This window comes from Sphingomonas sp. PvP056, assembly GCF_040549155.1.
Taxonomy (GTDB): domain Bacteria; phylum Pseudomonadota; class Alphaproteobacteria; order Sphingomonadales; family Sphingomonadaceae; genus Sphingomonas.
The window spans coordinates 88,510-109,325 of the sequence record NZ_JBEPST010000007.1; the positions used below are offsets into that span (position 1 = coordinate 88,510).

Below are 20,816 nucleotides of genomic sequence, written 5' to 3' on the forward strand. Positions count from 1 at the left end.
CAGCCTAGTCATCGACGATCGGCTCGTAAATCAGGCCAGCGTCACCCGCGCCGCGAGACGGTCGAACAGATTTGCCCAGTCGATGAACGCGACTGTTCTAGCCGCGGCGACCTCTCGCCCACGACACTTCGACCGCTGTCGACCAGCTTAAGTCGTTCGCAGACCGGGTCTGGAACGACCGATCCTGGGAAACCTGACGAAGCCTTCCGTCTCGTCCGCTCAGTGAGGCGATGCCAGTTCTGCCCTTGACGCCGATCAAGGCTCGATTGGCTATTAAGCGCTGTCAGACTGGCGCTGATCGCTACTTTGCCGGAGGAAACGGTTTGCACCCCGATTGTAGAGGGGAGGTTCCCAGACCACGCCTTTCTCCGAAGGCGCCGTGAGCAGAATAGTCGTGCAGGGCAAGCCCGCTGCGTCAAATTTGCGCGCGATAAAGTCGCTCTCGCCACGGTCATGGCTCGACATAACCAGCTGATAGCCGTCTAACTCCACCATATTGCGCATCACGTCGACGAACGCCGCCGTGTGGATGATGTCGTTATGCTGGAGTGGGTCGTCGAGGAGCAACGCTCTCCAGTTCGACCAGGGATAAGCCGTGCTTGCCGCGCAAAGGATGCTAAATCCATTCGCGGCAAGCTGCCCTTCGCTCAACACGACCTGCGGCGGCAGATCCTTCGGTGTCTCAATCGCGTGCTCGAGCTGCTCGCGATATCGCAGCGACATACCAAAACTCGTCGCATCGACCCGCGTGTCCGCCTTGAATTGAATAGTCTCGCCCGGGGTGCTCAACATGGCTTCATTGAAATCGTCGATGACCACGTTGAGCGGGTCGAGCACTCGATTAGAAAAGTCATCGGACCGAATTTTGAGTTCCTCGGTATAATGGCGAACCGCGGTCCGCGCCGCAGTTGTAAGTTTGACGGCTGCTCGAGCAGCCTTCGCCTTGGCTTCCAGGCCGGCTAGATGGGCTGTGGGATCTGCAATACTGGCGTCGCCCCCAGCCTGTCGCATCGCCGCAAGAACCTGGTTGACCTCGCCCTGTAGCAGAGCATCTTCATTGTCCCTCGCCAACGCTTGCTGCTGTTCGGCAAGCGAGCGCAACGCGTTCAGCGCGTCGGCTACTACGACCTTTGTCCGATCGAGCGTCGCTTGACTGGGCGATCCGTCAATCCCCGCACGGATCCAACGCGACGACATCTCTTGCGTCGTCGCTTCCGCCGCCGCACGCGCAGATTCGGCCACGGACAGTTCGCGCTCGACGGTCGTCAGCCCCGTTCGCGCGCCCTCGACGGTCACAGTCAATGCGGCGGCGGCCTCCACCAGCCCCGCCAGTCGGGCGCGTGCCGCTTCCAGCTGCCCACGCTGTTCCGACAATCGACCTTCAACACCTTCGAACGTGGAATCCGTAAGGCCGCGCGCGGTCAATCGATCGACGCAGGCCTGGTCTTCAGCCATGAAATTATCGAGCCGGGCTGACACCTGCGTTTCCCGCGCAATAAGATCTTCAAGGTCCGCGGAAAGCATTGCTCTCTGCTCGGTCGCGGCGGCGGCCGTGGCAACCAAGGGCTCTAACGCAGCTTCGGCGTCAGCCAGAGCCGCTGCGGCGCTGCGTTCGCGCGTTCTCGCGGCGGCGGAAAGGTCGTTAGCCGGATCCACTTCGAGAGTCCGGGCAAGCGCCGCCCGCGCGTTGGTTACGGCATCGGCGGCTGCGCTCGCTTCGCGTTCGATTTGAGATGGAGCGCCGATCGTCGCCTCGAACGAGGCAACACGCGCAGTAAGGGCGGACTCATCGGCGCGTAGCGCCTCGAGTTCCTCGTCGGCAGACGCGAGGCGGTCGTCGCTTGCCGAAGCCGCTGCTTCTACGAGCGATTTGAGCACTCCAGGTTCAAACGTTGAGTGGCAGACCGGGCAATCGGTTTCATCGTCGTGAATATGGCTCGCCAGCTGGGCGAGGGCTGCACTGATCGCAGTGGCATGACGTTCCGCCTCCGCCCGAGCCTGAACCGCTATTGCAATTTGCGCCTTACGTGCCGTTACGTCCTCCCTTAGCGGAGCTATCGTGGTCGCGGCGGCAGATGCCGCCTCACGTGCAGCCGCGAGCGATGACGCCAATCGGCCGGATTCCGCTTCCAGATCAAGCAAAGTCGATAGCGAATCCACGACGGCACGGGCGCTCTGCGCAAGCGCGCGCAATCGTGCGACCTCGGCCACGGCATCGCCATGCCGACCTATCGATCTATCCGCTTCCGCAACCGACGCGCGCCGGGCAGCAATGGCCGTCGCGGTCTCCGTGCGATCATCCTTCGCGGTCGTTATCTGCGCTTCGAGGTCTTTCCGCCGGATGAGATCCGCCCGCGCAGCATCAAGCAAAGTGATATTCTGTTCGATCGTCGCAATCGCGGCGGTCTGATCAGCCACGGCTTTCTCGGCGGGATCGATCCCCGGAGTAAGACGAACCAGCTCGGCCCTGGCGTCGCTGACCGTCTGACGCAGCCGGACGAGCACGGGATGATCGAGGCGTGCTTCCGCGCTGGCCGCTGCGAACGTCGCAGGCATATCCTTGAGCGACCCAAGACCGTCGAGGCGGGCGGTCATGTCGCGCAGCGCGTCGCTCAGGCGATCTCCCAGGCTCGCGAGCCGTTTGCTCACGGTCTCTCCAGAAATTACGATGGCTGCACCGCCAAGTGCGGCCAACAGCGCGGCCTCGAGTGCATCAACGCGCTCTTCAACCTCGGCCACTGTCAGAATACCGGTCGCTCGAACAGCTTGTCGCAACCGGTCTAGCCGGGCGCTCCAGCCTTGCCAGTCTGCGGTCTGCCGCTCCAGCATCGCGACCACGCCTTCTTCCCTTTCGAGGCGACGGGTGAATGCAGTGACCGTCGGTCGGCCACGCAGGCCCGCGCGAATCTGTTCGAGCCGTTCAATCCCGCTTGGACCCTTAAGCGCCTGCCACTGATCCTCGGGTTCGCGGCTGGTAAAACGCTGCTGCGCTGCCTGGCCGAGGAAATGGGTCAGCGCGAGATACGTGCTCAGATCGTCGATCGTGGGGCGTTCCGGCCGCGCGAGCTTCGCGATGATCGACGACATCGGCGTTGCCTTGTCGGCACCGCGCACGATCGGGTCGCCGTCCGAAAAGGTCAGCTCCACCTTGTGCGACCCAGGCTCCGCCCCGCGTCGCGTCAGATAATCTCGCTCAACGAGCTTCTTGCGACCCTTTTTCAGATAGGGCGTGAATCTCCGGATCGTGCCCGTGAGGCCCCATTCGATTGCGTCGAAGAAACTGCTTTTGCCCAAGCCGTTCGTGCCGGTTAGTAGCACAAGGCCGGGCGCCGCCGGCACTGCAACGTCGAACGATCCGAACGTACGGAAATCCTGAATTCCGATGCGGGAGAGATAGATGCTCATGGCTGGCCTCTCCGTTCCCAGGCCTTGACCAGGGCGGTGACGATCTGGTCAGGGGTTTTACTATCGTCGAGCGCGATCCGTTCCCACTCCTCGGCCGTAGTGCGTGGCAGGCCCGGAGCGGTCGCGTTGCCCGCACTAAGCTGGTCGAGCGCGACATCCTCGAACTCGCCTTCTCTTCGGATCCAGGGGCGTGCCAGAAATGTGCGTTTGAGGAACTCGGCAAAGCTGTCGTCGTCTCGCTGCGGATCTTCCGGCCGAAGCCAAGCCAGCTTGCGTGCTACGCGATCGTCGCGCTCCACCATCAGCGCCAACGCCCTCCAGCTATCCTGACGCTCGCTCGACCGCGGCCCCAGCAACATCAGCTGGAGGTCGAGCGTCTCATTGGGATTGAGATAGGAGCGGGCAACGACACATTGATTGCGATAGCGCCTGAGGGTCTCTCGCACCGCCTCGATTGCCGCCATGTCCGGCAGGATCCCGAGCACGATATTGAACCGTGCAATCTTGATTCCATGACTTTCATTGGGCAGGTCACTTGGGCTGAGGGATGTCGACGCCGTCGAGCCGCCATTAAAGTTTCTGCCTGCAAGCTCGGGCCGCTCTTCGACCGACAGATCCAGCGCCTGTGCTGCGGCGCGGAGCCGATCAGCGAAATCCCTCATGGCTGGCGAGATGACAGGCCGGTCAGTCATGCCACCACCTCTTTCAGAATTGCACCCTCGAGCGCCGCGAAGTGGCGCGCCTCAATCGCGGCCAGCAATGTGGCGACTGGCTCGGTACCCGCTGCGACAGCGTCCTTGAATTCCTGGCTGATCCACATCATCACCGGCCCCGAACCATCGGTCTCGCTTAGCGACGGCTGCTGCGTTTCAACCTGAGCGAAGGCTCGTTCCGCACTGCGCGCGACCTCAACCGTCCCCGGAACGGTGAGGATGACAAACTGGGTGCGCCACATATAGCTCGCGGCGCACAGCGACATTGGGCTGCCGTCGATGAGGTCAGCGGCACAGCCGTGTCCCGCCCAAACTATTGCGGCACCCCGGCGACGGAACAGATTTCCGGGTCTGCCCCCCTTTGGACCTGTTGTCTGCCACGCGGTGGCGATCGCCAGCGAAACGGCCGTTCCCCGCACTATTGCCGGGAGTTTTGTGGGACCAACCAGGATCTGCGCGACATCGAGATCATCAGCATCGTCAACCGCACATACCATGAGACGCAGGAAATGGCTTAGGAGAGTGGGATCATCTTCGAACGCCACCCGCCATTCAGCCCAGGATACCGCCATTGCCTGACGCAGGTCCGGCGCAATCGGGATGTTTACCCGACGACCGGGATCTTCCCCGCTCGCGAGAAACCGGCCGAGATGATCGTTCAACTGACCGAGAACCCAGCTATCAAGCGCGGCGTGAATGCGCCGGGCCAACCGCGGCGCCTCATCCGGTTCGGGATCTTGTGCCGCACCGCCCGGATTGCCCGCTACGATCGTCGGCATCGTCATTCCCTCAGCGTGCGGAGAGTCTACACTGAGTCGTGAGACCAGGTCACGCCAAAGGGCTGGCATCGCATGAAGCCGCGCATTCTGTGCATGGCAGGCGACGCGCAGGATCGCGCCGGCAGCCGGGCCAAGGTCGGCTGGCGCATCGGGCAGGATGATCTCGAAGATCTGGTTCTCGCTCCATGCCCGCACCAGGGCCTGCGGTGCCACCGCACCTGACCAGCGCACGCGATTGCCGTCACGCCTTATTTGCACCGCGATTGGCAGATGAGGCGCGGCGTGACGTTGCATCCGCCGGGAAAGGGGAACGTCGGCTGCTCGCGCCGCTTCGGTATAGGCGGTGCGTGCCGAGCGCGAGAGTTTTGGAATGAGCGTCGCATCCCCATGGCGAGCCAACCATTCCTTGTGCGTCGCCTCGAACGTCGCAAGATGTTCCGCGAAGGCTTGCCGGACATTGGCGCGTAGCGGCCCGCGGCGGACGATGACTGCGTCGGCTCCCACCTGCACCCCTTCGCAGTCCAACCACAACGGCGCTGGTTCGGGACAGGGGACCGGTTGGGGTACCCGCTGGACCACCGCACATTGTATGTGGCGAAAGGCGCGCAGTGGGTCTGCCGCGCAGGCTTTGATCGTTAGATAGGCGGCCACGCGGTTGAGAGCCGAGGTCGTAATTTCGAACATCTCGGCATGCTGTGTCTGCAACGTCAGCCGAACGCCGGGACGTAGCTGCTGCCGGACCGCCGCGACCAGACCAATCGCCGTCAATTGTGGTAGCAATTCCGCATCATAAGCAGCGATAAAGTCGAACCGGTCGCCTTGCGCATCGGCCTGCCGCGCACGCCCATCGATATCGCCGATGACGCCTGAAAGGCCCTCCACGCCGGGGTGATCGGCGATCAAACGAATCATCGCCGCGTGGTTGAAGTTCATCGCCCCGGCCGCAACGAAATCGATCAGCCCCCCATCGCCATTGCCGCTGATGAAGAACCGCGGATTGGGACGGCCCTGGAATTCGGCGACCGGGACGCCAGCATCGGACCAGTAGCTCCTATCCTGTATATTCTCGACCGCTTCATACGGCTCAAGGCCGAAGCCGATTGCCAGCAGCACCATGTCAAAACGATCACTGGTTTCGACGGCTGGCACAGCTGCTACAGCGTCAAGATCGGTGAAAATCAGTTCATAGCCCGCACCAACCTGCCGCATGGCATCGACATGATGCCGCATCCGGCGTTCGAGCCGCCCGCCGACGCGTACCGCAATATCCTCGAATTCGAGGACGACATCATCGCGCACCGCCCGGCACGTACCCGCTTCCCAATCCAGTATTGGCAGATCGGCCACCGGGTCGGTGGTGTCGAATGCGGGCCAGTCGTAGATGTGAGGATCGAGATTGCGTCGCTCCGTCGTGGACTGAAGCGACAGCAACACCGCGGCGCTGTCGAACAGGACCACCTGGCTGCCCGACAGCAGAGCCGCGGCGGCAGCGGCAGTCATTCCAGCTGCACCCGCGCCGACGACCGCAATACGCGGGTTGCTTCTGAGATAGCCCTGTTCGGATAGGGCATGTATGAGAGAGAGAGCACGAACCTGCTGCGCGTAAAATGTGATCCGCCGATCATAGCAGCCGAGAACAAACACATTCGGGCGATCGCGAACCGCTGCGCCAGCGATCACGTCGAGCGGGAGAAGCGGATCAACCATCTGACCGCCCAGCTCCTTCGAAGGTTAACTCGACCATCGGCAACCCGCCGCTCGGCCGATTGCCACGCGTCCTGTTCAAGCCACCCCCGATCGGCCCGCGGCGTTCGCAATCCGAGTTGCGCTTATGAGCTTACTCGTCGTGTCTGGCAACATCGCGCCGCGCCGCGAAGGGCTGAACATTGCCCTCCGAGAACGTCCGGTGTTCTCCTGAAACCCGCCCATTCATCACCGGCTCGGGAATGCCAGCAATGTTCCAGTTTTCGCCGTTTCAGCGGCGCTGCAGGCTGGTCGCGCACTGATGAATGAATGTCGGAAGTTGGGAAGGCGAAGGAGGCGGGAATGGCGGCTATTGGGTCTAAGCCTCCGTTTGTCTGCCCGCCCACAAGTTGATCCGGGGCATTTCTGCGTTTTGTCTGAGCCTCAATCAGCCAGTCTCGCAATCGCTCCTACGAGCTCGCCGGGCCGATAAGGCTTTACGATGTAATCAGCGGGCTTGAATTCCATCGCCTTCGCTCTGGTCGCGGCATCGCTCTGCCCCGTTACAAACATGAACTTTAAGCCGGGGTGGCCTGCGATGTGTCGAGCGACATCGAAGCCGCTGCCACCGGCACCAAGGTTGATGTCGATGAGCGTCACATCCGGCGTGAGAGTCTCGACCTGCTCGACAGCGGTCCGCCAATCCGCGCAGATATCCAGCACTATATGGCCGGCGTCCTCAAGCGTAATCGCGGCGATTTCAGCGACAAGCCCCTCGTCCTCGACGATCAGGATGCGTTTGGCGGAAACCGTGTTAGCGCTACAGTCGTTCAAAGCGGTCTCCTTTCCATGCGTGTATACCTACGACAAGCTGTTGAAAAAGTTGCCGGCAGCCCGTAATTTGCTGGTTGTGCCAGTTTGATCCGGACAGACGCTGGCGCTTTGGAGACGAGACCATGCGGCCTCAGACGAACAGTGGCATTCCTGGGGTCGGTCCTGTCGAGTGGGGCACCCACTTCTGCCATTTCTACGACACCGCTGAAGACTTGGCAGACACGCTGGTTCCTTTCTTTAAGGCAGGCATCGAGAACCGAGAAAAGTGCTTGTGGGTGACGGCAGAACCTTTTGGCGTAGAGGCTGCGACCAGTGGGCTCCGCAAGGCTGTCCCTAACTTTGATCGTCATGTGGCTCAGGGCGACATCGAGATCTACCATCACGAGGACTGGTACCATCGCTCCGGTGCGATGAACTCAGACCAGCTGCTCGACAGCTGGCTTGGTCACGCGGGCAACGCGCGCGACCACGGCTATGCCGGCCTACGTTTGACAGGCAACCTGTTCTGGTTGCGGCCTGACGATTGGCGATCGTTCGCCGATTACGAGGCGAGCGTGAGCCCTGCCTTTCGCGGGCACCACATTGTAGCCTTGTGCAGTTACTGCCTTGGCAAGACAGACGCATCAGGCGTTCTCGACGTCGTGCGCAATCACGAGTTCGCCATCTCCAGACGAGAGGGCGAATGGGACATCGTCGAGAGCGCTCAGCTGAAGGCGGCCAAAGCAGAACTCGCGGAATCCAACGAGTGGCTTGAGGATCGGGTCGCCGAGCAGACTGCAGCCTTGCGCGAGCAGCTTGCGCATCGGGAGGTTCTATTCCGGGAAGTGCACCACCGGGTGAAGAACAATCTGCAGGTGGTAACAAGTCTCCTCTCGGTCAAAGCGCGGCAATTTCGCGATCCTGTGATCGCGCGCGCGTTTAATGACACGCTTGCCCGGGTGCGCTCTATGAGTTTAGTGCACGAAGCACTGTACAGCAGGGGCGATACGGAGCGGCTGGATTTCGGCGACTATCTAATCAGCCTGTGCGGAGACTTGCGCGACGCCTATGACGTCGATGAACGGATTTCCATTGACGTGCTCGTCGACGAAACCACGTTAAATCTCAATCAGGCAATTCCGCTGGGTCTGATCGCCACCGAACTTGTGTCAAATGCGCTCAAGCACGCCTTTCCCGACGGCAGGGAAGGAAGCGTCAAGTTGGGCTTCACCAACGCCGATGGGTATGGTGAGCTAACCGTGACGGACGACGGCGTGGGCATCTCGGCGGCGACCTTCGAGAAGGCTCAACGCGGCGCGGGGCTAAGCCTGCTCCGGTCACTGGCGAAGCAACTCGGCGGCACGATCAGGCTCGATCGCGACGATTGTACCAGCCTGTTCCGAGTCAATTTCCCAACCGTATAGAAGCCGCCGGTTGACTGGTGCCAAGGCTCAACAGTTACAGCAAGCGTTATGACTGCCGCGCGAGCGGGACGACTGGCCTTCGGCATTTCATCAAGCAGGCCTGCGGGGCGGTTGCTTCAAGCTGCAAAGTGCGCCTCTACGTTGTAGAGCCGGACGAACATAGCTGAGAAATCACGCCCAACCTCGTTTGGCCGATCGGCGAGGGTGGCGAATGTTGCATTCGCTCACTAGCTCTCTGTCACACTTTTCAGCCTAGCGCGCTGAGAATTTAACATCCACCTATCTACTCCGATCTGAGCGCCTCCGCGGCAATCTGGCTTACCGAGTGCGTCGGCCGCTAAGATGAATGAGTGGCAGAAGTTAGGACAGGGGCAAAGCCGTCTGAATGGCCGAAAGTGGGTCGTCACGGCGGGGCTGGGCGCTTCCGCCCAGGGAGACGTCTCCAACGAGAAACACCGCTGCACCCGCTGCATGATACGTTTGTCATTCGCCTAGCGATGGCGACGGCTTATCATCGTGCGGTCGAGCGCCGCGTGTATTGGCCTCGATCATGCGGCCATAAGGAGAGTGACCGATGCGAATGCCCGCCTCCGCAGCCATGGCTCTAATCCTGATGCTTGCTGCCTCCGCAAATGCGGCGACGATAACACTCAAGGCAGGTGATTATGGGGCGGCCGGACTTGCCTGCGACGAGCAGCCCAATGCCTCGACGATGAGCTATGATGGACGAAGTTTCTCCTATGCGTGGGTCGTGACGCGTCACGAGATCGACTATCGAGGGAATGTCGCGCTTGGCGAGAACGTCATCGCTGAGACGTGGGTCGGCGATCGCCCGCGAGGTGCGCGGTTCGACCGTCTGGTCCGGTTCACCGGCGGAGATGGACGTGTGAAGGTGGAAGCAAGGACCACGTTGGCGATGATCGATCGCGCAGCCGGTCGCCTCTCCCGCGTTCCGGACGAGGTCGCGGCACCCTTCCTGTGAATCTATAAGGATCACCCAGTCCGCGGCTCCCGGTGTGGTTCCACCGCGGACGCGGGCAACGATCTTCGAATTGCCGTCGGCCAGCCGGATGCTGCGGGATCGGCACGCAACCGAACCACCTGGATAGATGTCTCAGACGCGCGAATTACCCTACCGACGGTGCAGCCGCAGGGTGCGCACGAACACTGGGTCGATGGCTGACCGTCGTACTCCCGGAAGATGGCCGGAGGGATCGAAGAGAGTGCCCTCTGTATCCGGTTGGATCCCTGCACAATGCAGCTCCATACGATGGTCGATCAATTGGAGGACTACTTCTCCCGGCATCTCCTACCTGGGTTTCGCGACGGCTAGAATTGCGATCGCCGTGACAGAAAAGGCGATGAGCGCTGGAATGAGGAACGGGCTAGTTTCATTCGATCGGTCGCCCCAACGCAGCCGCCGCAGCCGACCCGATTGCATTCCATGAAGGCCACTCAGGAAGACGGCTATGCCAAGCTTTACCCACAGCCAGTGGAAGGAGAACCATGCGCCTTGCGAGGCCACTACGGCGCCGGTCAGCCACGCTGTCACCATGGCCGGTGCCGTGACGCGCCGATCCCACCGCGATATCAGGTCTAGCGCTTCCGTTCCACCACGGGCCGCCACCGCCACGCCGAAGGCCTGGACGAGGAGGCCGCTCGTGAACGTCAGTACAGCGGCGACATGGGCAGCCTTCAACCACAGGTAGTCCATCAGCGTCGCTCCGGATCGAAGGCAAATGAGGCTTCCTTGCGGCGCAGGTAGCCTGAGTTCGCGAAGCCTCCGAACGGGATGAAGGCGGTGACGATCAGGCGGGCCGCATCCCTACGCGTCCAGTTCCCGTCACCGCTCACCATCGCGATGACGCACCAGATGTAGGCGACGAACGCTGCGCCATGAACGGGTCCCATGATCCGCGTCGCGATCGGAAGACCGAAAAAATGTTTGGCAGGTACCGCGACCAGCAGAAGGGTGATGAGCGTGCTCGCCTCTATCTGGGATGCAAGCCGTAGTTTGCCGACGTTCGATCGGTGTTCGGTGTGCGCGACGATCATCTATGCCAACTCGCGATATCATCGTCAGGTGGTTCCTGACCGCTACCGTCTACCCGCTCTGCCGGTTTGACTGTGAGTGGCTGATTTGCCAATGACCGGTTGGATACTGCCATAAAGAGTTAGTGGCGACGTCGCTGGAGAATGCCATGCACGAAATCGCGATACTCGCCCTGAACGGCGTGCTTCCGTACGACCTGGGCATCGCATGCGAGGCGTTCACGCACGTCAGGCTCGCGGACGGCAGTTCGCCCTACCGGGTGCGCGTATGCGGAGAGACGACTGCGATCGATGCGGGATCGTTCGTCCTCAACGCCCCGCATGGCATCGACGGTCTGATCGGGGCTGACACAGTGATCGTCGCCGGCGTCGTGGACCCGGACCGCCCGGTCTCCAAGACGATCATAGATGCCATCCGTTCCGCTTGGGAAGGCGGCGCCCGCGTTGCATCTATATGCACCGGAGCCTTCGTCCTCGCCGCCACCGGGCTTCTCGACGGCAAGCGCGCGACCACGCATTGGCGTGCTGCCACTGATCTGGCGAACCGCTTTCCCGAGATCGCCGTCGAGCCCAACGTGCTGTTCGTGGACGAGGGACGCGTGATCACCTCGGCCGGTGCTTCCGCTGGACTCGATATGTGCCTGCACCTGGTGGGACGCGATTTCGGACAGCAAGTGGCGGCCGATGCGGCGCGGCTCGCCGTCGCGCCGCTTCACCGCGACGGGGGACAGGCGCAGTTCATTCGGCCCGTGTCCGTCCAATCGGCTACCAGCCTCGCTCCCCTTCTAGAGTGGATGGTGGCCAACCTCGGCGAGCCTGTCGACGTCGATGGCCTCGCATCGCGTGCCAGCCTCAGCCCACGTACGTTCGCCCGACGTTTTCGCGAGCAGACCGGCGCTACGCCGATGAACTGGCTGCTTTCGGCCCGTGTCCGACGTGCCCAGGAGCTACTCGAGACGAGCGATGCGTCGATCGAACGCATCGCCTCCATCGTGGGCTTCGAGGCTCCAGTGACGTTCCGGGCACGCTTCAAACGAATCGTAGGGGTCAATCCGATGACCTATCGGCAACGCTTCGCCGACGTGGCGGGCCCGTGCTGAGATCCGCGGAGCGGGCGCGGTCGGTGCCGTTGGCATCATAGCGGTTCCGGCTTCGACCGCACGGCTTCGAGATAGGCGTTACACATCGCGATCAGCTGCCGTTCGACGTCACGTTGAGTCCGCTCCGGTAGATCGCGTTCGAAGACGTTGCGGACCGTTCCGAAGATTGTGGCCAGTAGCGTCAGATTGATCGTCGGCAGGTCGTCGAAGGACGCATCGGACGCGCTCGCCAGCATCGCTACGGTGGTCTTGTCGACGCGGGCAGCGAAGTCCGCGATCAACGCTTCGTTGTCGAGTTCCACGACGGATCTGTACAGGGCGCGGGTGACTTCGGGCCGGCGCGTCTTCGCGGCCCAATAGGTGGTCACCAGCGCCTCAATCATGCGAGCCAGCGTAGCGCCGTGCTCGGACTGGCACGCTGCATCGATCTTCTGAACGAGTTCGTCCAGGTAGCGCTCGTTCAGCGCATAGAACAGCGCCTGCTTGTGAGGGAAATACTGGTACATGGTCCCTATCGACACGCCGGCGCGCTTCGCGACGCGGGTCGTTGTCAGGCGATGCGGTCCATCGCTCACCAAAACCTGAATGGTCGCCTCGAACATGGCGTCCAGCGTCACGGCGGCACGGGCCTGACGCGGCGTTTTCCGCGCATTGAGGTGAGCCGGTCGCGCCGAAGCCATAAGCGAATCCCAAAACCGAACGATCATTCATATCTTAGGCGTTCCCGAAACTAACCGCCAGGATCAAGAGAATGTCTGAAGGCAATCGAATTGCGCTCGTAACCGGCAGCAACAAGGGCATCGGCTTCGAGATCGCCCGTCAACTCGCCGAGGCCGGAGCGTCGGTAGTCATCGGGGGCCGGGACGAGGGGCGCACCGCCGCTGCCGTCGGCAAGCTGGCATCTGCTGGCCTGCATGTCCAATCGCTCGCCCTTGACCTGAACGACGTCGCCACCATCACCGCAGCTGCCGACAAAATCCGCGCCGAACATGGTCGTCTCGACATCCTGGTCAACAATGCCGGCATCGTGGACGCGGAGGACGGTCCGCCGACGACGGCGGCTCCCGACGCCGCACGGCGGATCATGGAAACCAACTTCGTCGGGACACTGGCGGTGACGCAGGCAATGTTGCCGCTCCTGCTCCGATCCGTGGCGGCTCGCATCGTGAACCTGTCGAGCTCACTGGGATCGCTGGCAGTGAACGGCGACCCGACCTCGCCCTACTACTCGGCGCGCCTGCTCGGTTACAACGCGTCGAAGGCGGCGTTGAATATGCTCACTGTGCAGTTGGCCCAGGAACTGCGCGATACGCCGCACGTCATCAACTCGGTAAGCCCCGGCTACGTGAAGACGGACCTAACGGGACATAACGGCTTCATGACGCCGGAGGAGGGCGCGCGACTTCCCGTACGCTACGCGCTCCTGGGAGACGATGCGGTTTCGGGGCGGTTCGTGGAAGCGAGTGGCGAGACGCCCTGGTAGGAGACCGTCGCGCGGACGACGGTCGTCGGGTTGCGAACGGCAGCTCTGGGATACCCCCGCGTCACTGCGGAATTGAAGCCGAGATATGCGGCGTGGCTTTCCCGACGATCGTCCGGTCGCCACTTTTCGATCCGATCTTTGACAGCTTGCCTCCGCTTGGGACGGCCGGATGAGCCGTGGCAGCAATCAATCGCTCGTTGTCGTTACTGCCACTCACGGGAGTGGCCGACGATCGCTAGGCCACCGGACAGAGTTTTATTGTATTAGCAGCATAGTGGGTATTTGGATCATGGACGGTATGGAAAAGCAGAAGCCTCTCGAGGTCGGGGTACTTCTGTATCCCGGCTTCACGCTGCTCGACGTTGCCGGCCCGGTAAACGTACTGGCCTTCCACAGTCGGATCCACTTCATTTGGAAGAATCTGCAACCGGTGGTCAGCGACTCGGGGGTGCCGTTGAACCCGACGGTCACGTTCGACAACGCTCCCTCGGCGTTGGATATCATCTTTGTACCAGGTGGGGCCGGCACGATCGATCTGATTGACGACTTGGATGCCTTGTCTTTTCTCGATCGCGCCGGGAGGTCTTCCGGTTACGTCACTTCGGTATGTACGGGATCGGTCGTACTGGCGGCCGCCGGCTTGCTGGATGGTTATAGGGCCGCCTGTCACTGGGCGTTCTACGAGCCGCTCGAGGCGTTGGGCATCGAGGCGAGCCACGAAAGGGTGTGCATCGACCGTAATCGTGTCACCGGTGGCGGCGTCACCGCGGGCATCGACTTCGGACTGACGCTCCTCGCCGAGCTCAGAGGTCGGAACGTGGCCGAGTTCGTCCAGTTGGCGCTCGAGTACGATCCGAAACCTCCCTTCGATTCTGGCCATCCTCGAGTAGCCCGAAAGGAGATCATAGAGATGATTTCGGGCGACGGGGGCGTGATGGGCTCTGCGACTCCGGCGGCCGTCGTCAGCGCCAAGAGGCGCCGTGCGGTTCTCGACGCGTCCGGCAGGACAGCCCAGGCCTAGCTAGCATCGGAACACTGCATGTCGGCGCTATCGGCCGCCGCCCCCGCTGGCAGTCTGCGTATCCGCAGGTCCTGGAGAACCTTTTGTGCATCAAACTACACTTCGTCATATTTCGATCATCGGCCTCAGCATCGGGCTTCTGGCGGCCCCGGTTCTTAGTCGCGATACGCGCCATGGCGCGCTTCGCCTTACGGGAGCCTGGTCCAGGCCGATCCCGCGAGGGGCGGCCGCCGGCATCGGCTACGTGACCATCACGAACACCGGGGGCACGCCAGATCGCCTCATTGGCGGCATTTCGCCTTCCGTCGCGAGGGTCGAAGTGCATGAGATGTCGTTCGCAGGCGGCATCATGCGCATGCGCCCCCTTTCAGATGGTATCCCGATCGCGCCGGGTAAGACCGTTCGGCTCGGACCGGGCGGCTACCATGTAATGCTAATCGGCCCGAAGAAGGCTCTTGCTGCAGGCCAGACCATCCCCGTCACCCTTCGCTTCCAGCGTGCGGGCGAGGTCCGTGTTCTGTTCGACGTGAAGGACGGCTCATCAGGTTACGACGATGGGGACTTCAAGTGACCGGACCGTTCGCAGCCGCTATGTTGCTGGGGGCGGCCGCGCTTTCACTCGCCGCATGCGACGACAGGGGCCAGAAACAGACCGCCGCTCCACGAGCTGCAGCAACTCCCGCGAAGACGAAGTTGGGCGGTTCCTTCACGCTCGTCGACCAGAATGGCGTCAGGGTCACCGAGAAGCAGTTGCTCGGCAAGCCCAGCCTCGTGTTCTTTGGTTTCACGTTCTGCCCCGAGGTTTGCCCGACGACGCTTTCCCATATGACCAGATGGCTCAAGGAGCTTGGACCGGACGGCGACAAGATAAACATCTTCTACGTTACGGTTGATCCGGAAAGGGATACGCCGAAGCAGTTGAAGACATATCTGACGTCGTTCGATTCGAGGATCCGAGGCTTGTCCGGGACAAAGGCCCAGATAGCCGAGATCACTAAAAACTATAACGTCTACTATAAGCGCGTTCCGTTAGCGAACGGCGATTACGTGATGGACCATTCGACGATGGTCTACATGATGAACGGTCAAGGTCGGTACGTCGGTCCCATCGGATACAATGAACCCGATGACCATGTGATGCCGCTGCTCCGGGACCTCATCGCCGGTAGGCCGCCCAAGAGCCGCAAACCCGATCCCCGCACCGCGATCGAGCGGTCGGCCACCTAGTCGAGGGCCCACCTTCAAACATGATCAGACAGGACCGAGGCAACCCATGAGTTTTAACGGCCGGTGGCAGATCGTCATCCCCACACCGATGGGGAAGCAGGAAGTCACGCTTGAGATAATCGATCGCGACGGACAACTTTCCGGCACGGCTACGCAAGGCAGCGAGACCGTTCCGTTCATCGATCCGGTTGTCGACGGGGATACCATCCGATGGTCCCAGCAGATCACCAGACCCATGAGGCTGACGGTTAAGTTCGACTTGGTACGTGAAGGCGACGCTCTGTCGGGCAAGGCCAAGCCTGGCATTCTTCCAAGTACCAGCATCGACGGCTTCCGGCTGATATAAGAGGGACTGCAACGTGGAGAACGTGAGAACGAGCCGCTGGCCTCTTCTGGCCATGACTCCAGAGATGACGGGCAAATCGCCTTTAAAGGTCGGGATGCTGGCGTTCCCGGGCTTCACCCTTCTTGATCTGGTCGGTCCGCTTACCGTCCTTCATGGCCCCATGCAGACGCATCTCGTCTGGAAGACGAAAGGGCTGGTCGAGTCCGATATTGGGATAAACGTCGAAGCAACCATGTCGTTCGACCAAGCGCCGGAGTCGTTCGACATCATCTTCGTCCCTGGCGGCCCAGGTCAGATCGACGTCTTTAAAGATGAAGAGACACTCGTTTTCCTCAGGCATCATGGCGCACGTGCGAAGTGGGTCACGGCGGTTTGCACCGGTTCCATGATCCTCGGCGCCGCAGGACTGCTCAAGGGCTACCGTGCGACCACCCACTGGGCGGGGCATCAGATGCTACCGCTCTTCGGTGCCGAGCCGATTGCGGAACGCGTCGTCATCGACCGGAACCGCATCACGGGCGGGGGAGTGACGGCGGGCATCGATTTCGGTCTGGTTCTCCTGAACACGATCTTCGGAGATCATGTCGCGAAGACCACGCAGCTCCTCATGGAATACGATCCCGCTCCCCCGTTCGACGCCGGCGATCCTGACCGAGCCGGCGAAAAGGCCGTAGAAGCTGCCTTCCAGGTGCTGGCGCCAGTTGCCGAAGCGTCCCTGGCCGCGTTGGAAGGTCGGTTCGGAGGCTGAACATCAAGTGAGCTAAGCGGCTTGACCCAAGTCGCTCAACGATGCTGGATTGCAAGGCAATCATTGGCACGATCGGCGGTTCCTATGCGCGAAGCGTTTTTGTCGTTGAAGCTTCGGTTCGTTCCCGGACGATATGCGGTTGCCCGCTTGGCGGCTGACAGCACCATTCCCGATTGGGCGTCGGGGCAGGGGTTCTATGCGATCGTGCGCGCCGATGACGAGTTGACGATCGTATGCTCTGCCGACGTGGTTCCCGACGAAGTCGAAGCTGAACGCGAGTGGGTCTGCCTACGAACCGTTGGCCCGTTCGCGTTTCAGGCGGCGGGCGTCGTCCTGGCACTCATCGCGCCGTTGTCTTCGAACGGGATAGGCGTTTTCGTCCTATGCACCTTCGATGGAGAACATTTGCTGATAGCGGAAGGGGATCGTCGCAAGGCGGTCGAACTGCTGGTCGCCAACGGTCACCAATTCGTAACTTGATGGCGTCTGTCCCCGCGGCGGCATCGTTGGCGCGCATGCAAGGGAGCGGGGACTGAACAGCATCAACGCAGCCTGACGACGGCACCGACCACGTTCCATCCCCGGATGGACACGGCGGACGCCTTGTTCGGCGCGTCGCCACACTGGATGTCGACCGTGCGCGTCTCGCCGGGGAGCAAGTTGAGATAGTTGTCGCCGTAATACGCCGGCAGCACGCGCTCGCCCCGCGCGTCCAGCACCGTCATCTTGATGCCCAGAACCGGCTGGTCGCTGCGGTTCGTCACCGTGACGCCTATCGAGGACTTCGCACCGACCGCGGCCTTCACGTCGATCTTCTGCGGCACCAGGTCGTTCAGCTTGCGATATGCCGTGTCGTCGGCGCCCTGCCAGTAGAAGTTCCGGCTCAACTCCTTCCCCGCATCATCGACAAGGGTCATGGACACGAAAACCAGTCTTTCGCGATCCAGGACGGGCTGAAGCCTCAGGGCGGGGAGCGTGGTGGTCGTGTTGGCGGGGGCGTCCACGATCCGTTCGTCCGAAAGGAGGACCCTGCCGTCGCCCGAGACCACCTTGGTCGTCAGTCTAAGGCGGGATCGGGGTTGCAGCGTCGTGTTGACCACCGCCAGCGAATAGTCGGGCAGGTTCATCTGGGCGTGCATCGGCTCCAGTGCCGATTTCGTTCCAAAATAGGCTCCAGGTGTGTCGTAGTCGTAGCTGTAGATCTGCCAATGGTTAGACGGCCATGCTGGATGGGTCATCCACAGCATGCGCCCACTGTTTTTGGTCCAAAGATGGGCCGACATGCCTTCAAAGATGGCCTTGTAGTCAGCGACATTCATGAGCTGGGCCTTGCGTTCGAAGTCCTCGAGGCTCGTGGCCTTGCCCAGCTGCACGTCCATCGTGTCCATGAACGTCTTGACGTCGCCGTTCCCGCCGAAGTGCCAGTCGTGATACGCAAGGGTGTCGCTAATTGGCCAGAGTTCCGACTTTGGCATCATCGCTTTCAACGCTTCCAAGGTGTTAAGCGACGGGCTGCCAGTCTCGACTGAGAAACCCGACGCCAGGTTCGTAAAGTAGCCGACGGGAGGGCGATAGTTGTATGGACCGGACCCCTGCACGCCTACGACGTTCGAACTTGGCATGTAGAGCCGGGTACCATCCAGTTGATGGACAAGAGAATCCATCCCCTCGTTCATCAGGGGCGGCGGGACGCCTTCATTGCGCCCGAACCACAAAAGCACTGACGGGTGGTTGCGATAGCGGCTGATAACGTCGCGAGCATTCGCCAGGAAGAGCTGCGGATCCTCGGGCTCAACCTGAAAATTCTGCGTCGACATGAAGAAATCGTTCGTGATCAGCATGCCGTATTCGTCCGCGAGGTCATAGAACACGTCTTCGGTATTCTGACCGACCCAGTTCCGGATGATGTTGACGTTGGCATATTTGTGCAGCTTGAAGAACGGCTCCATGCGTTCGCGTGGCACGCGCTTCATGAAGTCATCCATGCCCCAGTTCCCGCCGCGCGCGGCGATCTTCACACCGTTCACGAACACGGTCAGGTGCGGCAGCGCCATCGTCTTCTCAAGTGGCCGCACCGCCGGCGAAATCTCGCCTGCGGGGGTGAGCGATTCCACCCAACCCTCCGGCGTCTGCTTGATGGCCTCGTGCCGCGGATCTACCAGCCGCTCCTTGGAGTCCGTCGGGGAGACGGAGACGCGGCGGAGGGATCCCGCCCGGTCGAAGAGCGACAGCCCGTAGCTGAGCTCGCGTATTCCGAACCGCAGCGTCCTGCTGTCGGAAGGACGACCGGCCTGCGACGCCGAGACCTTCAGCGTGTAGAGGTTTTGCGGTCCGTATCCATTCGGCCACCACAGGCGGGGATTACGCACGTTCAGCGGCGGGAAGTCCGCGGGCGCGAACTCGACGGTCGTGCTTCCCGGTGCCAGCACCACGTCCTTGGACACGGCGACGCCGTCGAAGCTCGCGGTGACCCGGGACGCGACGGGTGCCGCATCGAGGTTCGTCACGGGCACACGCACCGTGACCGCCGCGCTGTCGGTCCGGGGCAGCGGGAGATCGGTAACGACCTGGGTGTCCCCGATGCGAAGCGCCTCGCTTGTCTGCAGTTCGACGGGCTGCCAGATCCCCATGTTGCGATCGCGAACGCCAGGGATCCAGTCCCATCCTTCTGCCGCGACGAAGGTAGGACCATCGATGGTCAGGTTCCCGCCGTTCATGCCCGGCCCCGCCGCGATGGATTCCTCGTGCGGGATGCCCGGATGCGGCGGTCGAACGATCTTCACGGCGACCGCGTTTCGACCCGCGCGCAGCAGCGGCGAGACGTCGAACTGCCCTCGGACGAACGCGCCACGGACGTCGCCGACGCGGGTGCCGTTGACCCAGATCTCCGCTGCGTAGTTTATGCCCTTGAAAACCAAGAACCGCTTTCCTCCGGCCTCCGACGGCATGTCGAACTCGGTGCGATACCAATAGTCCTGACGAGCCAGGCTTTCCGGTATGGCCATGTTGTTCAGGCCGTAGGCGGGGTCGGGATACACGCCCCGATCGACCAGCGTGGTGAGGACGGTGCCGGGGACCGTCGCCTTGAACCACTTCTCATGCGGGAAGCCCGTGGCGGACAGCTGCGCGCCGGTCGCCGAGACGCCTTCCGCGAACGCCAGGTCCCAATCGCCGATCTGCCACCGGTTTTCTGCGAGCCGCGTCATGGACGGCCGCGCGCCGAGCGGTCGGGCGACGGGCTTGGTGGGAGGCGTCGCGCTTTTCGGCAGGGTCCAGTAGTCCTGCGGCTGGAAATACCCCCGCCACTGCTTCTCCTGCCACTCCCAGCCCACGCCGGGCTTGACGAGCTGGGCGAGCATGACCTCCGGCGGCCGCGTCGGCGACTTGGACGGCGACGCATCCTTCGCCTGCAGCCGGAGTTCGAAGACGTCGCCGCCGAAGTGCTGAGCGTTGTTCGGAGAACCTTTGCCAGCGGCCGGGGCCAGGGCCAGCACGGGTGCGATCGGCGACGGACTCGCCGACGACGTCCCCACCATCACGCCGTCGGCGAACAGTCGGACCGATCGACCGTCACTCGACGCCGTGACGAATGTCCATCGGTCCACCGGCATCGCAGCCGTCGTCCGCGCCGGTTCGCCTCTTCCGTTCCAGAAGGCGAGATTGCCGTCGTCCATGACAATGGCCCGGACCGCGTCCCCGCGTCCCACCTGCACGACGACGCTGCGTCCGGCCCGCTTCACGCTCGGCCTGATCCAGGTCGACATAGTCCATGGGGCGCCTGCCTCGAGCCCGCGGGCGTTCGCGGGAAGCTCCCGCTCGAGGCCGATCCCGTCGGCGAGGATGGTGGCGCTGTGCGGCCCCGTGGCGGCCGACTCTCCGCGATCAACGACCTCGGACGGGTCCTGAGCGCTGCCTGGCGAAGCGCCGAGCCCCAGGACGGCGATGCCGCATAGCAAGGCGATCCGAAGGCGCCGTTGGTGGAAAATCATCGCATTCCTTTCGATCTCAAGGCTGTCCACGTC

18 protein-coding genes are annotated in these 20,816 nt (G+C 62.1%); 10 read left to right on the forward strand and 8 right to left on the reverse strand.

Annotated features, from left to right (window positions below; genetic code table 11):
* Window positions 1-273: 273 nt before the first annotated feature.
* The 4 genes from ABIC17_RS16170 to ABIC17_RS16185 form a co-directional block, all read right to left on the reverse strand.
* Complete coding sequence (locus ABIC17_RS16170; RefSeq protein WP_354283514.1) at window positions 274-3,405, reverse strand: AAA family ATPase; 3,132 nt, start codon at window positions 3,403-3,405, stop codon at window positions 274-276.
* The gene (locus ABIC17_RS16175; protein ID WP_354283516.1) at window positions 3,402-4,097 is read right to left on the reverse strand and encodes an ABC-three component system middle component 1; all 696 of its coding nucleotides are present in this window, start codon (window positions 4,095-4,097) and stop codon (window positions 3,402-3,404) included. Before ABIC17_RS16175 ends, ABIC17_RS16170 begins: the two co-directional genes overlap by 4 nt.
* Window positions 4,094-6,604 carry an ABC-three component system protein gene (locus ABIC17_RS16180; protein ID WP_354283518.1) on the reverse strand — a complete coding sequence of 837 codons (2,511 nt, stop codon included), beginning with the start codon at window positions 6,602-6,604 and terminating at the stop codon, window positions 4,094-4,096. The genes ABIC17_RS16175 and ABIC17_RS16180 overlap by 4 nt, the downstream gene beginning before the upstream one ends.
* Before the next feature lie 420 nt (window positions 6,605-7,024).
* Window positions 7,025-7,414 carry a response regulator gene (locus ABIC17_RS16185; protein WP_354283520.1) on the reverse strand — a complete coding sequence of 130 codons (390 nt, stop codon included), beginning with the start codon at window positions 7,412-7,414 and terminating at the stop codon, window positions 7,025-7,027.
* A 122-nt stretch (window positions 7,415-7,536) separates the two neighbouring features.
* Here ABIC17_RS16185 and ABIC17_RS16190 point away from each other — a divergent pair, with 122 nt between their 5' ends.
* Window positions 7,537-8,817, forward strand: coding sequence for a sensor histidine kinase (locus ABIC17_RS16190; protein WP_354283521.1), 1,281 nt, complete (start codon window positions 7,537-7,539; stop codon window positions 8,815-8,817).
* 574 nt (window positions 8,818-9,391) lie between these two features.
* Window positions 9,392-9,799, forward strand: a complete 408-nt coding sequence (locus ABIC17_RS16195) for an acyl-CoA thioesterase (RefSeq protein WP_354283523.1) — start codon at window positions 9,392-9,394, stop codon at window positions 9,797-9,799.
* 327 nt (window positions 9,800-10,126) lie between these two features.
* Here ABIC17_RS16195 and ABIC17_RS16200 read toward each other — a convergent pair whose 3' ends face one another.
* Both ABIC17_RS16200 and ABIC17_RS16205 read right to left on the reverse strand, forming a co-directional pair.
* Window positions 10,127-10,531, reverse strand: coding sequence for a CopD family protein (locus ABIC17_RS16200; protein WP_354283525.1), 405 nt, complete (start codon window positions 10,529-10,531; stop codon window positions 10,127-10,129).
* On the reverse strand, window positions 10,531-10,872 hold the full coding sequence (locus ABIC17_RS16205; RefSeq protein WP_354283527.1) for a DUF3817 domain-containing protein: 342 nt from the start codon (window positions 10,870-10,872) through the stop codon (window positions 10,531-10,533). The genes ABIC17_RS16200 and ABIC17_RS16205 overlap by 1 nt, the downstream gene beginning before the upstream one ends.
* A gap of 122 nt (window positions 10,873-10,994) precedes the next feature.
* Here ABIC17_RS16205 and ABIC17_RS16210 point away from each other — a divergent pair, with 122 nt between their 5' ends.
* Entirely contained in the window at window positions 10,995-11,969 is a 975-nt protein-coding gene (locus tag ABIC17_RS16210) for a GlxA family transcriptional regulator (RefSeq protein ID WP_354283529.1), read from the forward strand.
* A 35-nt stretch (window positions 11,970-12,004) separates the two neighbouring features.
* Here ABIC17_RS16210 and ABIC17_RS16215 read toward each other — a convergent pair whose 3' ends face one another.
* The gene (locus ABIC17_RS16215; protein ID WP_354283531.1) at window positions 12,005-12,649 is read right to left on the reverse strand and encodes a TetR/AcrR family transcriptional regulator; all 645 of its coding nucleotides are present in this window, start codon (window positions 12,647-12,649) and stop codon (window positions 12,005-12,007) included.
* A 71-nt stretch (window positions 12,650-12,720) separates the two neighbouring features.
* On the opposite strand from ABIC17_RS16215, the gene ABIC17_RS16220 reads away from it, so the two are divergent.
* The 7 genes from ABIC17_RS16220 to ABIC17_RS16250 all read left to right on the forward strand — a co-directional run bounded on the left by ABIC17_RS16220 (window position 12,721) and on the right by ABIC17_RS16250 (window position 17,274).
* Window positions 12,721-13,452 (forward strand): SDR family oxidoreductase, encoded by a 732-nt coding sequence (locus tag ABIC17_RS16220; RefSeq protein ID WP_354283533.1) that lies wholly within the window; start codon window positions 12,721-12,723, stop codon window positions 13,450-13,452.
* Window positions 13,453-13,741: 289 nt separating this feature from the next.
* Window positions 13,742-14,473 (forward strand): DJ-1/PfpI family protein, encoded by a 732-nt coding sequence (locus tag ABIC17_RS16225; RefSeq protein ID WP_354283535.1) that lies wholly within the window; start codon window positions 13,742-13,744, stop codon window positions 14,471-14,473.
* 85 nt (window positions 14,474-14,558) lie between these two features.
* Window positions 14,559-15,044 carry a copper chaperone PCu(A)C gene (locus tag ABIC17_RS16230; RefSeq protein ID WP_354283536.1) on the forward strand — a complete coding sequence of 162 codons (486 nt, stop codon included), beginning with the start codon at window positions 14,559-14,561 and terminating at the stop codon, window positions 15,042-15,044.
* Window positions 15,041-15,700, forward strand: coding sequence for an SCO family protein (locus ABIC17_RS16235; protein ID WP_354283538.1), 660 nt, complete (start codon window positions 15,041-15,043; stop codon window positions 15,698-15,700). Before ABIC17_RS16230 ends, ABIC17_RS16235 begins: the two co-directional genes overlap by 4 nt.
* 46 nt (window positions 15,701-15,746) lie before the next feature.
* Window positions 15,747-16,046 carry a hypothetical protein gene (locus ABIC17_RS16240; protein WP_354283539.1) on the forward strand — a complete coding sequence of 100 codons (300 nt, stop codon included), beginning with the start codon at window positions 15,747-15,749 and terminating at the stop codon, window positions 16,044-16,046.
* Between the two features lie 64 nt (window positions 16,047-16,110).
* A complete protein-coding gene (locus ABIC17_RS16245) occupies window positions 16,111-16,794 on the forward strand; it encodes a DJ-1/PfpI family protein (protein ID WP_354283541.1) in 684 nt (227 codons plus the stop codon).
* A gap of 84 nt (window positions 16,795-16,878) precedes the next feature.
* The gene (locus ABIC17_RS16250) at window positions 16,879-17,274 is read left to right on the forward strand and encodes an ACT domain-containing protein (protein ID WP_354283543.1); all 396 of its coding nucleotides are present in this window, start codon (window positions 16,879-16,881) and stop codon (window positions 17,272-17,274) included.
* 62 nt (window positions 17,275-17,336) lie between these two features.
* Here ABIC17_RS16250 and ABIC17_RS16255 read toward each other — a convergent pair whose 3' ends face one another.
* Window positions 17,337-20,813: a glycosyl hydrolase 2 galactose-binding domain-containing protein gene (locus ABIC17_RS16255; RefSeq protein ID WP_354283545.1), complete on the reverse strand. Its 3,477-nt coding sequence runs from the start codon at window positions 20,811-20,813 to the stop codon at window positions 17,337-17,339.
* Window positions 20,814-20,816 lie beyond the last annotated feature (3 nt).

Bases quoted from the DNA above. Each gene is read 5' to 3' on its own strand.
- ABIC17_RS16175 (WP_354283516.1), bottom strand. From the start codon at position 4,097: ATGACTGACCGGCCTGTCATCTCGCCAGCCATGAGGGATTTCGCTGAT.
- ABIC17_RS16180 (WP_354283518.1), bottom strand. From the start codon at position 6,604: ATGGTTGATCCGCTTCTCCCGCTCGACGTGATCGCTGGCGCAGCGGTT.
- ABIC17_RS16245 (WP_354283541.1), top strand. From the start codon at position 16,111: ATGACGGGCAAATCGCCTTTAAAGGTCGGGATGCTGGCGTTCCCGGGC.
- ABIC17_RS16240 (WP_354283539.1), top strand. From the start codon at position 15,747: ATGAGTTTTAACGGCCGGTGGCAGATCGTCATCCCCACACCGATGGGG.
- ABIC17_RS16190 (WP_354283521.1), top strand. From the start codon at position 7,537: ATGCGGCCTCAGACGAACAGTGGCATTCCTGGGGTCGGTCCTGTCGAG.
- ABIC17_RS16170 (WP_354283514.1), bottom strand. From the start codon at position 3,405: ATGAGCATCTATCTCTCCCGCATCGGAATTCAGGATTTCCGTACGTTC.
- ABIC17_RS16215 (WP_354283531.1), bottom strand. From the start codon at position 12,649: ATGGCTTCGGCGCGACCGGCTCACCTCAATGCGCGGAAAACGCCGCGT.
- ABIC17_RS16195 (WP_354283523.1), top strand. From the start codon at position 9,392: ATGCGAATGCCCGCCTCCGCAGCCATGGCTCTAATCCTGATGCTTGCT.
- ABIC17_RS16250 (WP_354283543.1), top strand. From the start codon at position 16,879: ATGCGCGAAGCGTTTTTGTCGTTGAAGCTTCGGTTCGTTCCCGGACGA.
- ABIC17_RS16200 (WP_354283525.1), bottom strand. From the start codon at position 10,531: ATGGACTACCTGTGGTTGAAGGCTGCCCATGTCGCCGCTGTACTGACG.
- ABIC17_RS16220 (WP_354283533.1), top strand. From the start codon at position 12,721: ATGTCTGAAGGCAATCGAATTGCGCTCGTAACCGGCAGCAACAAGGGC.
- ABIC17_RS16205 (WP_354283527.1), bottom strand. From the start codon at position 10,872: ATGATCGTCGCGCACACCGAACACCGATCGAACGTCGGCAAACTACGG.
- ABIC17_RS16225 (WP_354283535.1), top strand. From the start codon at position 13,742: ATGGACGGTATGGAAAAGCAGAAGCCTCTCGAGGTCGGGGTACTTCTG.